13 protein-coding genes are annotated in these 14,069 nt (G+C 42.7%); 8 read left to right on the top strand and 5 right to left on the bottom strand.

Annotated features, from left to right (window positions below):
- Positions 1-489 precede the first annotated feature (489 nt).
- The 5 genes from FHS10_RS11225 to FHS10_RS11205 all read left to right on the top strand — a co-directional run bounded on the left by FHS10_RS11225 (position 490) and on the right by FHS10_RS11205 (position 6,024).
- A complete protein-coding gene (locus tag FHS10_RS11225; RefSeq protein WP_259090524.1) occupies positions 490-1,038 on the top strand; it encodes an RNA polymerase sigma factor in 549 nt (182 codons plus the stop codon).
- Between the two features lie 4 nt (positions 1,039-1,042).
- Positions 1,043-1,858 (top strand): zf-HC2 domain-containing protein, encoded by an 816-nt coding sequence (locus tag FHS10_RS11220; protein WP_259090523.1) that lies wholly within the window; start codon positions 1,043-1,045, stop codon positions 1,856-1,858.
- A gap of 17 nt (positions 1,859-1,875) precedes the next feature.
- Positions 1,876-2,727, top strand: a complete 852-nt coding sequence (locus FHS10_RS11215; RefSeq protein ID WP_259090522.1) for a DUF4097 family beta strand repeat-containing protein — start codon at positions 1,876-1,878, stop codon at positions 2,725-2,727.
- Between the two features lie 12 nt (positions 2,728-2,739).
- Positions 2,740-3,552 (top strand): DUF4097 family beta strand repeat-containing protein, encoded by an 813-nt coding sequence (locus tag FHS10_RS11210; RefSeq protein ID WP_259090521.1) that lies wholly within the window; start codon positions 2,740-2,742, stop codon positions 3,550-3,552.
- Between the two features lie 111 nt (positions 3,553-3,663).
- Positions 3,664-6,024: an ABC transporter permease gene (locus FHS10_RS11205; protein ID WP_259090520.1), complete on the top strand. Its 2,361-nt coding sequence runs from the start codon at positions 3,664-3,666 to the stop codon at positions 6,022-6,024.
- A 166-nt stretch (positions 6,025-6,190) separates the two neighbouring features.
- Here the strand turns inward: FHS10_RS11205 and FHS10_RS11200 are convergent, their stop codons facing one another.
- Positions 6,191-6,526 (bottom strand): hypothetical protein, encoded by a 336-nt coding sequence (locus FHS10_RS11200; RefSeq protein ID WP_259090519.1) that lies wholly within the window; start codon positions 6,524-6,526, stop codon positions 6,191-6,193.
- A 238-nt stretch (positions 6,527-6,764) separates the two neighbouring features.
- On the opposite strand from FHS10_RS11200, the gene FHS10_RS11195 reads away from it, so the two are divergent.
- Together FHS10_RS11195 and FHS10_RS11190 are read left to right on the top strand one after the other, a co-directional pair.
- Positions 6,765-8,579 (top strand): hypothetical protein, encoded by a 1,815-nt coding sequence (locus FHS10_RS11195; RefSeq protein ID WP_259090518.1) that lies wholly within the window; start codon positions 6,765-6,767, stop codon positions 8,577-8,579.
- A gap of 78 nt (positions 8,580-8,657) precedes the next feature.
- Positions 8,658-9,023 (top strand): response regulator, encoded by a 366-nt coding sequence (locus FHS10_RS11190; RefSeq protein ID WP_259090517.1) that lies wholly within the window; start codon positions 8,658-8,660, stop codon positions 9,021-9,023.
- Positions 9,024-9,043: 20 nt separating this feature from the next.
- On the opposite strand, the gene FHS10_RS11185 is transcribed toward FHS10_RS11190, so the two are convergent.
- Together FHS10_RS11185 and FHS10_RS11180 are read right to left on the bottom strand one after the other, a co-directional pair.
- Positions 9,044-9,475: a response regulator gene (locus tag FHS10_RS11185; protein WP_259090516.1), complete on the bottom strand. Its 432-nt coding sequence runs from the start codon at positions 9,473-9,475 to the stop codon at positions 9,044-9,046.
- 162 nt (positions 9,476-9,637) lie between these two features.
- Entirely contained in the window at positions 9,638-11,116 is a 1,479-nt protein-coding gene (locus FHS10_RS11180; RefSeq protein ID WP_259090515.1) for a ligand-binding sensor domain-containing protein, read from the bottom strand.
- Positions 11,117-11,428: 312 nt separating this feature from the next.
- Here FHS10_RS11180 and FHS10_RS11175 point away from each other — a divergent pair, with 312 nt between their 5' ends.
- Positions 11,429-11,620, top strand: coding sequence for a hypothetical protein (locus FHS10_RS11175; protein WP_259090514.1), 192 nt, complete (start codon positions 11,429-11,431; stop codon positions 11,618-11,620).
- 15 nt (positions 11,621-11,635) lie between these two features.
- Here FHS10_RS11175 and rpiA read toward each other — a convergent pair whose 3' ends face one another.
- Positions 11,636-12,328, bottom strand: coding sequence for a ribose 5-phosphate isomerase A (gene rpiA / locus FHS10_RS11170; protein WP_259090512.1), 693 nt, complete (start codon positions 12,326-12,328; stop codon positions 11,636-11,638).
- 8 nt (positions 12,329-12,336) lie between these two features.
- Positions 12,337-13,830, bottom strand: a complete 1,494-nt coding sequence (locus FHS10_RS11165; RefSeq protein WP_259090511.1) for a TonB-dependent receptor — start codon at positions 13,828-13,830, stop codon at positions 12,337-12,339.
- Positions 13,831-14,069: the final 239 nt, after the last annotated feature.

The following is a 14,069-nucleotide window of genomic DNA, read 5'->3' as shown; positions in this document are numbered from 1 at the left end:
CATGGTTAACACTAAACTGATGTGTATTGCGATATAAGCGCATCCCAATATTTGGGCCTGTTGTCGCCAATACAGGTGCCGAATAGACCTGGATCATTTAACCAGCACCAGGTAATAAAAACAAGATATCGTTTGATGCTTATATCTACCCGACTCCTTAAGCTTATTCAGCTACCTATTATTAAATAACAGTTTATCCCCGTTAATTATTCAGACGCGTTTGCTCTGATTTTTGCTATCGACCAATTCCAAAATTCGTGAAATTCGATTAAATTGTAACCGGGTCGGTGAGCATTCGTGTATAAAAAAAGCTACCTTAAGATAACACGAATTCATTACTTGTAGGTAAAAGCGATTTCCCTGAGCACTATCTTCAGTCCTTTATCCTTGCTCCAAAAATCCTTTATCCAAAAAATCTTTGATTTTTTCTGTAACCATTTAAATTTACGGCGGTCTCCAATATATAATTTAACAAACAACCAGGCCTTTTTGAACGCACTTAGTGATAATACGATCATGCTCCGGGTAAAAGCCGGGGATTTAGATAGGATGGGCTTGCTGTTTGAACGGCATTACCGGGCTTTGTATGGCTTTTTGTTTCACATGACCTATCAGCGCGAGGCCAGTGAGGATATGGTACAAACCGTGTTTTACAAAATGCTACGGTACCGCAACAGTTTTACCGGCGATGGTGAATTTGTAGCCTGGATGTACCAGATAGCACGTAATGTAATTAAGGATAACGCTAAAAAGAATAAGCCCGGTACCCATTATGATGCCGGCGAAATAGCCGACAGGCTGCCGGGAGGCACCAGTGCCGATGAAGGGTTTGAAAAAAAGCAGGAAAATGCAGGCCTGCACCGGGCAATGGCAAAATTAAGCGACGATAACCGGGAAATTCTGACGCTAAGCCGCTTCCAGGAGTTGAAGTACCAGGAGATTGGCCACATCCTGGGTATCAGCGAGGGAGCTGCTAAAGTGCGCGCTTTTAGGGCGATGCAAGAGCTTAAGGATATTTATACCAAAATGGAACGTTAAAAGGATGAAGATGAATTGCGGACAATACGAAGAAAAATTTAGCGCGTGGGTAAATAACGAACTTACTACTGCCGAACGCGCCGAATTTGAGAAACACCTGGCCGGCTGCGATGGCTGTATGCAGGAGTTTACCGCCATGCAACAGGTTTGGGATTTAATGGGCACGATAGAAGCACCCGAACCATCGGCCCATGTACCGGTAAAGTTTAAGGCCATGCTGAATACCTTTAAAGAATCGGCCGAGGAAAAGAAAGGTATATCAATAAAAGAACAACTTGCCCGCCTTTGGCAATGGCAGCCACGCTGGCCATTGGCTTATAGCCTGGTTATTGTACTGATAAGTTTTACCTGCGGATATTTTGTTTTCCGTACAGGTAGTGCCGGTAAACAGGATGAGCAGTTGAAAGCGCTAAGCTCGCAGGTGCATGAGCTAAAGCAAACCATGATGCTGGCGTTGTTAGAGAACCCCAGCGCATCTGAAAGGATTAGAGGGGTGAGTTATACCAGCGAGATTAAACATGCCGATAAGGAAGTGATTGATGCCTTGTTTGCCACACTCAATAACGATCCGAATGTAAACGTACGCTTAAGCACGCTGGATGCTTTAACCCACCTGGCATCGCACCCCGAGGTAAGGCAGGGCTTGATCCAGTCTATCATACAGCAGGATTCGCCGCTCATGCAATCGGCCATTGCAGATGTGATGCTTAAACTGCAGGAAAAAGGATCGGTTAACTCGTTTAAACAATTATTGAAACAAAAGGACCTGAACCCTGGCGTAAAAGACAAGATCAGGCAAACCATAACACAACTTATTTAACCAGAAGAAACAATTTTATGAAAACAACATTGATCACCGTTTTTACGGCGCTGGGGCTTTGCTTTGCCCAAAACCTTGCACACGCACAGGAATATAAAGAGCATGTTACCAAACAATTTACCATGGGGCAGGGTGTAGTTGCCGTATATAACATATGGGGAACCATTAAAGTTGAAGGCTACGCCGGCGATAAAGTGCTGATGGAAATTGACGAAACCATTAAAGGCAAAACAGAAGCCGATGTGGAACTGGCAAAAAAGGAGTTTAAATTGGGCTTCGATCAAAAAGCCGACAGCCTGATAGCCTACACTGCCGAGCCTTACAGCACCAAGCCTCACAACTGGAACCATCGCGATGAAGATCGTCACCGGGATTATATCGTAAAATTGGAGTACACCATTAAAGTGCCTTTTAACATGAGCATAGCGGTATCTACTGTTAACGACGGTCATATCACTGTTAAAGATGTTTACGGCGCATTGAAAGTTAATAATGTGAACGGTTCTATCGAGATCATCAACGCCAAAGGCACAACCATTGCACATACCGTAAACGGCCCTGTAACGGTTAACTACCTGGCAACGCCTCCCGGCGAATCATCATACCATACCATTAACGGGCAAATGAATATTACTTACCCGGCCAGCCTATCGGCAGATCTGTCATTCAAAAGCATGAACGGCCAGTTTTTTACCGATTTTGACGATGCGCAGGTGATGCCCAGCAAAGTGGTAAAAACAGAAGCCAAAAGCGGCGCGGGTACTACTTATAAACTCAGCTCAAACTCTGATGTGCGCATCGGCTCGGGCGGGAAACTCTTTAAATTTGAAACCCTTAACGGGAATATTTATATCAAAAAACAACAATAAAAGAACGATAAAATGAAAGCGATGAAATTTTTAGGTGTACTCACTATAGCACTATTACTTACGGGCCGGTTACTGGCGCAGGAACAATTGGTTGTTCCGTTGAGTGAGCCGGGCAAACCCTATAAACTCAATGTAGGTTTGATAGACGGCTCCATAACTATAACAGGATACGAAGGCAAAACCATTGTGATAGAAGGGCAGCAGGACGAAAGAAGGAAAGAACGGGAAAAAGAAAAAGAGAAACAAACCGGCATGCACCGCTTAAACAGCAGCGGTATGGATATTAATGCCGATGAAAAAGACAACCAGGTAAACATCCGCAGCAATATGGGCAGGCAGGTTAACCTGATCATTAAAGTGCCGAAATCTGGTGGAAGCTATAAAATATCGACCGTGAACGGTGGCGATATCTACGGCAGCAACCTGGATGGTGAACTGGAAGTATCAAACGTAAACGGCAGCATCAAATTAACTGATATCTCCGGCTCGGTTGTGGCGACTACGGTAAACGGACCGGTTATCGTAACATTCAGGTCTATCGACCCAAAAGCGCCTATGGCATTTTCAACCCTTAATGGTAAAATTGATGTAACCTTCCCGACCGGTTTAAAAGCCAACGTAAAGTTAAAATCAGATCGTGGTGATATTTTTACCGATTTTGATGTGGTGACCGATGCACACAAACCCAACGTTACCCGCACCAACGAAAACGGCATGCACAGCCTAAAAATTGACGACTGGGTTTATGGCAAAATAGCTGGCGGCGGCCCCGAAATTATGATGAAAACCACCTTCGGCGGTGTTTACATCAGGAAAGCAAAATAACTCAATTTGAAGATTTGGTAATTTGATGATTTGAAAATTATAAATCGGGGAGTTATCAAATACAGATTCAAAACGTGCTCAACCATTTTCAAATCATCAAATCAAAAAGCTGTGTTTAAAAACTACATAAAAACTGCCTGGCGCAACCTGGTCAAGAATAAGTTTTATTCGGTGATCAACATTTTTGGTTTAACTGTTGGTTTGGCCATAGGGATCCTGATACTGGTTTGGGTGCAGGATGAGTTGAGTTTTGATAGCTTCCATAAAAACGCCAAAGATATTTACCGGGTTGAATTGTTTGGCGGAACAGGCAATAGCAGGCAAATTTATAGCTGGGGTGTAGCACCGATAGGGGTAATGGCCAAACAACAACTGCCCCAGGTTAAAGAAGCGGTGCGCATTACCGGCAATTACGATTACTCGCTATACAAATACCAGGATAAAGTATTTGCCGATCAGCAGAATGCCTATGCCGACCCTTCGTTTTTTTCGGTGTTTGATTTTCATCTGATCCGTGGTAACCAGGCGCGACCGTTTACAGATGATTACTCGGTGGTGATCACTCAAAAAACGGCTCAAAAATTCTTTGGCGACCAGGACCCGATAGGTAAGGTAATTGTGGCCGATGTTAACAAAGCAAACTTTGTGGTGAGCGGGGTCATTGCCGATTTTCCAAAAAATTCCAGTCTTAATTTTGATATGCTGATGCCTTTTAGTTTGCATGTGAAAAAAATGCTGGCCGATAAAAATGATATCAATAACAATTTCAGCTTTTTAAATTACATCACCTTTTTGCAGATGAAGCCGGGCACATCGATGAAAGGACTTGCCGCCAAAATCACGCAAATTCACCTTCACCATAAGCCCGATGATACCGACGCCGAATATCTATTACTGCCGCTAACCAAAATGCGTTTATACAATGGCGACCTGAGCGATAATGGGATTGGTACAGTACGCATCTTCATTATTATAGCGGTACTGATATTGGTGATTGCCTGTATCAACTATGTAAACCTGTCAACCGCACGGTCGATGTTACGATCTAAGGAGATCAGTATGCGTAAAATCATTGGTGCGGCTAAAATACAGCTGTTTATCCAGTTTATTGTCGAGACTGCCTTGTTGTTTTCATTCGCCGCTTTGCTGGCTATCGGGTTGGTATTTATGCTGATGCCTGCATTCAATCACCTGGTTAACAAAGAAATGACGCTAAACCTGGGCGACTATCATATCTGGGTTATTCTGTTATCAGCTATAACCGGCACACTGGCTGCCTCAAGTATTTACCCTGCCTTGTTGTTATCGTCCTTTGAACCTTTGAAAGCTTTAAAAGGAAAGATCTCGGCAGGTATTGGTGATGTGCTTTTTCGTAAAATACTGGTAGTAACACAGTTTGTTTTTTCTATAGTGCTCATCATTGGCACCATGATCATCACCGGGCAGCTTAATTACATTCGCCAAAAAGATCTGGGGTATGATAAAACCAACGTGTTCAGCTTCTGGATGCGCGATATGACATCTCATTACGATGCCGTAAAAGCCGAACTATTGAAACAGCCCGGCGTGTTGGATGTAACCCGCTCCAACCAAAATGTGATCAGGTTTAGAGGTTTTAGTGGCGATTTGGATTGGGACGGTAAAGATCCCAAACAAAACATGATGATCCACACCATTGTGGCCGATAAAGACCTGCCATCGTTTTTCAAAATGAAATTTGAAGAGGGAGGCCCGTTTACAAGTTCAACGTCTGATACCGCGCATTTTATTTTAAACGAGGCGGCTATTAAAGAAATGGGTATTACCAACCCCATAGGCAAGCGCTTCAGGATGCAGGGTAATAAAGGTGTTATAGTAGGGGTGGTGAAGGATTTTCATTATGCATCAATGAAAGAAAAAATAGCCCCGGCCATGTTTTGGTACTCGCCACAAAATTTTGGCACCATCTACATTAAAACAACCGGCAGGGATGCCCAAAAAGCCATTAACGCGGCCCAAAAACTATTTAAACAATACAATGGCGAATACCCATTTACCTATAGCTTTTTAGATGAGGTATTTAACAACATGTATCAAAACGAGCAGCAGGAAGGCAAACTGTTCACCTATTTTGCAAGCATAGCCATTTTTATATCGTGCCTTGGCTTATTGGGCCTTGCAGCCTACACCGCCCAGGTACGTACCCGCGAAATTGGCGTGCGCAAAGTGTTGGGTGCCAGCGTAAGTGGTATTGTTGGTTTGCTGGCAAAGGATTTTATAAAACTGGTGTTTATTTCCATCCTGATTGCCTCACCATTAGCCTGGTACGCCATGTACAAATGGCTGCAGGATTTTGCTTACAAGATAAACGTAGGCTGGGAGGTATTTGCCTTTGCAGGTTTGTTGGCTGTATTTATTGCGTTTGCAACTATTAGTTTCCAGGCGATAAAAGCCGCGCTGACTAACCCCGTGAAAAGCTTGAGGAGCGAGTAAGAAATTATGCAGGTTTTAAATCCGCAGGCTTCGAATATGAAATGACAAAGCGACGAAAAACTTACGAAGTTTTAAAAACTTCGTAAGTTTGGATCTGTAACTCGTTATGGATAGGCGCGAAGCAATCGCAAACTATGCAAAGCAACCCTGTTCAGCGTGCGATTGCTTAGTTCCTCGCAATGACATGAAGGTTTATTTGGTCTGATAAACCGCGTATCTCCATAAACCATCGGCCTATAAAACCCCTCATTACTTCCAGCCAGCTTTGTTGTTTTACCGGCGTAATAGTAGTATATTCTTCTGTTAACTGATCATCCTTTTGGTTATCGCCTTCCTGCATTTCAACAAGAATGCTTTCGCGGATGGCTGGGTCGCGGTTAACAATATCGTCCAGTTCGGTAAGCTCGTTAAAGGATGCGGTTCCGGCTCTTTGTCGTTTAATTAAAATATCAAAACGGTCTTGTAAAAAAGTACGCCGTTCCAGCTGTTTTTGGTGCTTCATGGTGCTATCCCTTGGTAAAATATGCAGAGCAAAGTAAATGCCATGGTTTTAATTATTTGATTGTCAATATTTTACATTGTATTAAATTGTTCGCCCGTTCAGTTTTGATACACAGGCTGTTCGTATCCGGTCGGCAGACATCATTTTTGTTACTCAAAAAACCTTAACAATTTAAACTGATTATTGTTACCTGTAAACAAAGCCGCCGGGTTGGTTGCTTAAAAGCAAAAATACCAATATGGCAGTTTCATTTTTAAGGCACCGGTGGCAAAAGATTGTGGCGGGCATAGCAGTTGCTTTAGCTATCCTGGTGTTGGTTGTTGTATTATTTCTGGATAGCTTTTTAACCGGCAAGCTTTCTGCAAAACTTAAAGAAGCCGTTTTAAAAGGTACTGATAGTTTATACCATATAGATTTTGCCGAAGCCGATCTTCATGTTTTTACCGGTACGGTTGTTTTGCATGATATTAGTTTTATGCCCGATACCGCTGTTTATCATCAATTGCAAAAAGACGACAAAGGGCCTAACAATTTGTATGAGTTACGGGTAAAACGATTGAAAGTATCGGGTGTGCACGCTTTAAACATCTGGCTGAAAAAAGAAATGGAGGTTGACCTGGTATCGCTTAAAGATCCTGAGATCTATATCAGCAAATATACCAACAAACCGCATAAGCCGGCAACAAAAGATAAACGCACGCTTTATCAAAAGATCTCCAAAAGCTTTAAGTTTATTCACGTTAAGGCAATTAATCTCAATGGCATTACTCTTACCTACCGTAACAAATCAGGCCCTAAACCCTCGGTCTCGGTTTTAAAGCAGATGGATGTGCAGGCCAATGATCTGCTTATTGATTCTGCTACGCAGGCCGATACCTCACGGACTTTATATTGCCGGGATATTGTTACCGAATTAAAGAACTACACAGGCCGGTCTGCCGGTGGGTTGTATACCTATAAGATAAAATCTATTAAACTGAGTACAAAAAACGACCGCTTATTGGTGGCCGGCATTGACGTTATGCCGCTTGATGTGAAAACGTATTTTGAAAAAAGCCAGGACGATAGATTTACGCTGCATTTTGATGATGTAATAGCCGAAAATTTTGACTATCGCACTTTTGGACGCCGGCAGGGGCTTAACGCCGCGAAGGTAACTTTGGGCAAAGGCCTTTTCAACATATTTACCAATCCCAATAGTAAACTAAAAACAGGCGATAGGTTGGTTACTTTTCCTAACTGGGCCATCCGCCAATTAAAAACCAGTTTGGAAATTGATACCCTGCAGATTAAAAACCTGGATGTGAACTATAGTGAGCATAAGCAGGAATCGGGCAAAACGGGTACGGTAAAGTTTATGCACACTATCGGTAGCTTTTATAATATTAGCAATAAAAAAGAATTGTTAGCTAAGAACCCTTTATGCCGGGTAAACTTAACCAGCCGGTTTATGGGTAAAGCTAAATTGGCGCTTGGCTTTACGTTTAACCTGGCGGATAAAGCGTACAGTTACAGTTATAAAGGGCACCTTGGGGCGATGGATTTGGTAGATGTCAATTCGGCGGTAATGCCGTTGGGGCTGGTTAAGATCACATCTGGGCAGTTGAAAAGCCTGGATTTTAATATCAGCAGCACGCAAAAGGTATCTAAAGGAAGAGTCACTTTTTTATATAATGATTTAAAGGTTGATGTACTGAAACCCGATGATGAAAAAGGCTACGCCAAAAAAGGAATTATCTCGTTACTGGCTAATACTTTTATTCTAAAAAAGGATAACCCGGATGATGGTAAAGCTATACCACGAATAGCCGATGTGGCGTTTATTCGCCCGGCCAATTTTCCGTTCTTTAAAACCGTTTGGTTTACGCTACTCAGCGGTTTAAAAGCCGGTGCCGGTGTTGGTAAGGCCGATGAAAAACAACCCGGTCAACCCGTGACAGCCAGGGAGCAAAAAGAGCAGGAAAAGGCCTTGAAAAAAGCGAAGAAAAATAAGGACAAAGAGGACAAAAAATTCAGGAAAAAAGTACAGGATAAGGCTGCCGGGAAACAGTAAACGCCCAATGGAGCCTTTGAACTGCTGGGTAATCAATTGGCATGATTTTAATGCTGTTGGTAGTGACATCCTATGAAAATGAATAAAAATATACTAATAGTTGACGACGACTCTGATATGGTAGAACTCATTTGCCTGATATTGGAGGAAGAGGGTTATAATACCTGGACCCTGACCAGTGGCGAAGTGATAGAACAAACCATGCAAACCTTTAAACCCGACCTGGTCCTGATGGATGTAATGCTGGCAGATTTGGATGGCCGCGAACTTTGCAAAAAACTAAAAGAAAGTGCCGATACCAACCATATCCCGGTTATCCTCATTTCCGGCTCGCATGAGCTTAACCTGGGTAATGAAGGCGCAGGTGCGCCAGACGGTTTTATCCACAAGCCTTTTGATATTAGTACACTTGTTGAAAAAGTAGGGAACAGGTTTGCTGCTTAGCCAATTTATGCTTCAGTAATTTAAAGCTTTGCCGAAATTGGGTTTGCACTGCTAAGACTAATCTTTACCATATTTTCAAGGGCACTTTTTGAAACGGGTTTAATCACAAAGCCGGATATTAACTCCAATTCGCTGGCGCGGCTATGGTCGTTAGGGTCTACTGATGAGCTTACGAGGTAAATGACTACCTTTCTCGAAAGATCGGGGGCAAGTTTGGCAAACCGCTGGATGAACCCCCAGCCGTCCATTACCGGCATGTTGATATCCAACAGGATAAGTTCGGGGAGTAATTCGGGTTGATTTTTAAATAGTTTGAAGTAATCAAGCGCCGCTTTGCCATGTTCAAAAGTAAGGGTGTTTTTTGCTATCTTATAGTTAAAGATCATTACTTCCGACATCAGGCGGGCTATACTATCATCATCAATTACACAAGCCAGGTTAAATTCATACATGCGTAGCGCACATCAAAATCTGCACCAAAAATGGCCACGCTATTTATAACGGAGATAATGGGGAAGCTTGTCCTTAAAGCTGCTGAAGTATTTAAATATCGGGAAATTATTTGCCCGGGGATTAATATATTTTCAGTGCTTTGCGTTGATTTAATTGCCTAATTAATACTTCTTAGCAATCCTCAATAAGCCATTGGCTGTGGTAGCGTAAATGGTGCCTCTTGAATCCTGCATCAGCTGGTAAATTTTGTGGCCGGGCGCAGGCGAATTGTTATTGTGATAGTTTTCCCAACCATCTTTTAAATCAAACCTTACCAGGCCCGATTGATCTGTACCCATCCACAAAACATGCTCAAACTTGTCATACAGCATGTTGGTGATATGGTTTGCCGGCATACCCGAGTTTTTATCGTTGTAAAGTGTCCAGCTGCCATCTGGCCTTAGTACGGCCATGCCGTCCTTAGCATTATCGCCGGCCGTTTTATTGTCTTCGTCTGCCAGTGAAAAATAAATATTGCCATTTTCATCCTCGGCCGAGCCAGTAATGCAAAGATTTTTTAGTGGTGTTTCTGATGTGTTGAAGGTAGTTACCCTGGCGTTTTTATCAATCATGATGGTGCCTTTTGTGGTGCCTATCCAGATGCGTTTCTGGCTGTCGTCAAACGCGTAGATGATGTTGCCCGAAGGTAGCTCCGGTAGGTTTTTCTTGTTCAGCAGTACAACTTTTTCTTTCCGTACTACTACCAAACCGCTTTTGGTGGTAAACAGCAATTCGCCGTTACGACTGTTCAAAATATGGGTAACACCCGGTGCCAAAAACTTCTTAAAATCAAAGATCTGCCATCCGGCTCCATCGCGGTATTTGTAAATGCGGTTATCAAGGTACACCCATTTGTCGTTATCCTTGTCTACAGCTATGTCCTGTACAGCGGTTTCGGCATTAAAAGGCGAGTTATATTCATTAACGGGGTTAAAGGTTTTGCCATCAAAGCGGGTAAGGCCTTTGGATGTAGCATACCACAAAACATCCAGTTTATCCATCGCGCTGGTTTGGCTGATGTTATCAGGCAGGGGCGAGTTGTATTTGGTCCATACCTTAAAATCGTAATTTTTTAGGGATGGATTGGTATAGGTTGTTGCGGTGTTATAAATAACAGGCGCGCCGGCAGGCTCCATTTGCCTAAGGTCTAATCTGGCCATTCTGCCCGATATGGCGCCATGTGCAAATTTAAAAACAACATTTACCGACGATGATACTGCCTGACCGTTTACCATAGCCGGTTTCCAGATACAGCCGTTCAAATACCTGATCAAATCGGCCGTAAGCGGGCTGTTGGTTGCATCATCATAACTCAGCACGCAGCTAAAACCCGAAGGTTCAACCAGTACCTGGAAGGTTAATGAGCCACTGGCATCCTTTAAAATATATTTACGATTGATGCGGTCAGAGATCTGATCGAGCGTAAACGGATCGCAGGTTGCCTTGGGGCTGCCACAGTCTACACAAAAGCTTGCGGTATCGCAGATCTCTATTTTTTGCAGAAAGAGATTTTGTGCCGAAGACACCCTTGGCAGAAAGAAAAAAAACAGGCCAATAAGTAATAGCCTACGAAGTTTGGATGAGTATAACAATGCTAACATTAAGCTTCTAAATTAAGGAATGCAAACTTAAACCACCAAACGAATTATAGTTAAAATATGTTAAGGGGCAATTGTTCATCCTTTCTTCATGCGCTGTTTTAGGGGGTATGCTCACTTTCATTCGTAGGCATATGATATCTTTTGAGGATGTGTTGTAGCTGAAATTTATAAATAAACTTATTAAGTTATTGTTTATTAGCTTGTTGTATAAGTGGCTATTCTTTTTTTACTGTTTTTACTTGTGTTAATCACCCGGATGGTGCCCATTGCAACAAAATAAAACCATACAAGAGTTTAATTGGTTATAAAGATATGAGCAAGAAGCAAACCATGCCTGTTGAGCCGGATGAAATGCCGGTAAACCCGGGGAGTCCCGAGATCAGGCAGCCAACGGATCCGGGTGAACCGGTAATGCCCGAAGAAGCCCCTGAAAATGTGCCACAGGAGTTACCGCCAGATGAGCCAGCCCAACCAGAGGTTAATCCGGATGAATTTGAGAAATAGGGGGCGGATATTGGGCTATTTATAGCTTGGTGTAATTACACTGATGCCATCTTCACCCGCTATAATAGCTTTAGCAGCCACCTTGTAAAACAGCGAGTGCTCTACAATACCCGGGATCATGCCTATGCTAATGTTTAGTTCATTCAGAGGAAGTAGTTTGTCAAAATAAACGTCTATCAGCATATTACCGTTATCAGAAATTACCGCGCCATCTTTTTGGGTACTAATCCTTTGTTTTAATGTAGCACCAGGAAAATTGGTAGTTAATTGGTGTAATACAATTTGTAAGGCCGCCGGCAAAACCTCGATAACCATGGGATAAGTTGTATCAAGTTGCGGGGCAAATTTAGCAGCATCGCCCAGTAAAATAAATTCAGCGGCCATTGAGGCCAGTATTTTTTCGGTAGTATGGATACCGCCGCCACTTTTCAGCGCGTTTAATTCGGGATCAAACTGATCGCATCCATCAAAATAGATATCAATGTATTTGAGTAGGGCGGGGGCTTTTACATTTAAACCTTTCTGTACAAGCAGGCCGGTTGTTTTAAATGAAGATGATGTAAAGGTAAGCGTACCGGCAAGTTTAGTTTCGGTCGCTATTAAATTCACCAGGTGGGCAATGGTGCTGCCCGCACCCAGGCCAATAGTTTGACCCGGTTTTATATATTGTAAAGCAGCTTTTGCGGCTTCCAGTTTAAGATCTGTCATGTAGCTGATTAAACGGTATCTAAGGCTGGTTTGGCATTAGTGTCATCGGTTGCGTTAGTTTCGGTATTTACCGGTACTTCGCAATGAAAACCAAACAGGCACCTTTCTTTAATCACAGCGGCAACTTCGGTTGGTACGTAGCTTTCCCATCCTTCGGCACCTTCTTTAATTAATGTTAGTACCTTATCGGTATCAACATGCAGGTTGCCTTCATTATAATGCCTGATATCTTCAATTTTATTGTTGGCTATCAGATAGCGGTACAGGTCAATTAAATGTGGCGGCGGATAAAATTTCAGGCAGTTAAAGATCACACCGTCGCGCAGGGTAGGGTATATGAACAGTTTAACCTTACGGCTAAACAGCGTAGCAAATGATTCCAGGATACCGCCCGGCAGGTCTTTATAATGCTCTTCAGAGAAGATGTATTCAAGGTTGGGATATCCCAGTACCATACCTATTTTAAGCCTGGTGATCTTTGAAAGAAAAGCTACCAGCTTATAGTATTCATGAAAGTTGGATATCATTACCGTTTGCCCAAGTGAGCAAAGGATATCAACCCGGTCAAGAAAGTCCTTTTCGTCAATATCCGCATTCAGGTCGGCATTACGCTCTTTTAAAGCCTGCAGGGTAAGCTCAGTTAATACTACCACTTTTGATTTATCAACATCGGGCTCCTGTAAAAACTGCTTTACACCGGTGTTGAGCATATCCATATGTACGTTAATGAGCGGGCGGAAACGGCCACGAATCACTACGATATGTTTTTTATACAACACTTCGGTAGGCTGCATATTTTTGCCATCAGGCCCAAATACTGCCGCGTCAGAAAAACCGTATTTAACCAGGTGAAGGCTCATCAACCGGTTATCAACTTTGGTAAAATCGGGCCCTTCAAAGCGGATCATATCTATCTGGATCCTGTCTCTTGAAAGGTTATCCATAAGCGACAGCAAAAATACCGGCGGAATCTCGTTATAATAAAAACAAGCGTACATCAGGTTAACACCCAATATGCCCGCTGCCTGTTGTTGCAGGTTGGTATCATTATCCAGCAGGTTTACGTGGATAACCACGTCATTGAACGGGCCGTTGGGCGTTAGCTGAAAACGCACGCCCATCCAGCCATGACCATCGTTGGTTTTGTTATAGTTAAGGGCCGAAACCGTATCAGAAAAAGCGAAGAAGGTGGTAGAATCACCTCGTTGCGCTGCAAGGCGCTCAATAAGCAAACCATATTCATGATCAAGCATGGAAATCAGCCTGGCCTCGCTCACATACCGGCGTGTTGCCTGTACTCCGTAAATAGCATCAGAAAACACCATATCATAGGCCGACATGGTTTTGGCTATAGTTCCTGAAGATGCACCTGCTTTAAAAAAATTAGCGGCTACATCCTGCCCGGCACCAATTTCAGCGAATGATCCGTATATTTTAGGGTCAAGATTAATGGCAAGGGCTTTTTGTTTTGTCCCAATATCCTTGTTGTGAATGGCATTCATACCCTTAAGTATTAATAGTTTACCGTTGCCGGTATACTGGTCAGAAAAGTTGTCTAAAAATACTACTTTTTATGAAAACAGTAGTCAGTTATTAGTAAAAATGCAAGAGAACCGGATTTTTGTTTTGATAACGATATATTGTTGGGCTATGGGTTTAACAAATTGTTAATATATGTAATGCCTATTTAAACAGATTGTAATCAATAACGGTATCCGTATCAATATTTTACGATTATTTA

This window comes from Mucilaginibacter dorajii, assembly GCF_024808255.1.
Taxonomy (GTDB): Bacteria; Bacteroidota; Bacteroidia; order Sphingobacteriales; family Sphingobacteriaceae; genus Mucilaginibacter; species Mucilaginibacter dorajii.
Note: the sequence above shows the minus strand (reverse complement) of the source record. Positions and strands in the feature narration are given on the sequence as shown.

Bases quoted from the DNA above. Each gene is read 5' to 3' on its own strand.
- FHS10_RS11220 (WP_259090523.1), top strand. From the start codon at position 1,043: ATGAAGATGAATTGCGGACAATACGAAGAAAAATTTAGCGCGTGGGTA.
- FHS10_RS11215 (WP_259090522.1), top strand. From the start codon at position 1,876: ATGAAAACAACATTGATCACCGTTTTTACGGCGCTGGGGCTTTGCTTT.
- FHS10_RS11210 (WP_259090521.1), top strand. From the start codon at position 2,740: ATGAAAGCGATGAAATTTTTAGGTGTACTCACTATAGCACTATTACTT.
- FHS10_RS11200 (WP_259090519.1), bottom strand. From the start codon at position 6,526: ATGAAGCACCAAAAACAGCTGGAACGGCGTACTTTTTTACAAGACCGT.
- FHS10_RS11195 (WP_259090518.1), top strand. From the start codon at position 6,765: ATGGCAGTTTCATTTTTAAGGCACCGGTGGCAAAAGATTGTGGCGGGC.
- FHS10_RS11190 (WP_259090517.1), top strand. From the start codon at position 8,658: ATGAATAAAAATATACTAATAGTTGACGACGACTCTGATATGGTAGAA.
- FHS10_RS11185 (WP_259090516.1), bottom strand. From the start codon at position 9,475: ATGTATGAATTTAACCTGGCTTGTGTAATTGATGATGATAGTATAGCC.
- FHS10_RS11180 (WP_259090515.1), bottom strand. From the start codon at position 11,116: ATGTTAGCATTGTTATACTCATCCAAACTTCGTAGGCTATTACTTATT.
- FHS10_RS11175 (WP_259090514.1), top strand. From the start codon at position 11,429: ATGAGCAAGAAGCAAACCATGCCTGTTGAGCCGGATGAAATGCCGGTA.
- rpiA (WP_259090512.1), bottom strand. From the start codon at position 12,328: ATGACAGATCTTAAACTGGAAGCCGCAAAAGCTGCTTTACAATATATA.
- FHS10_RS11165 (WP_259090511.1), bottom strand. From the start codon at position 13,830: ATGAATGCCATTCACAACAAGGATATTGGGACAAAACAAAAAGCCCTT.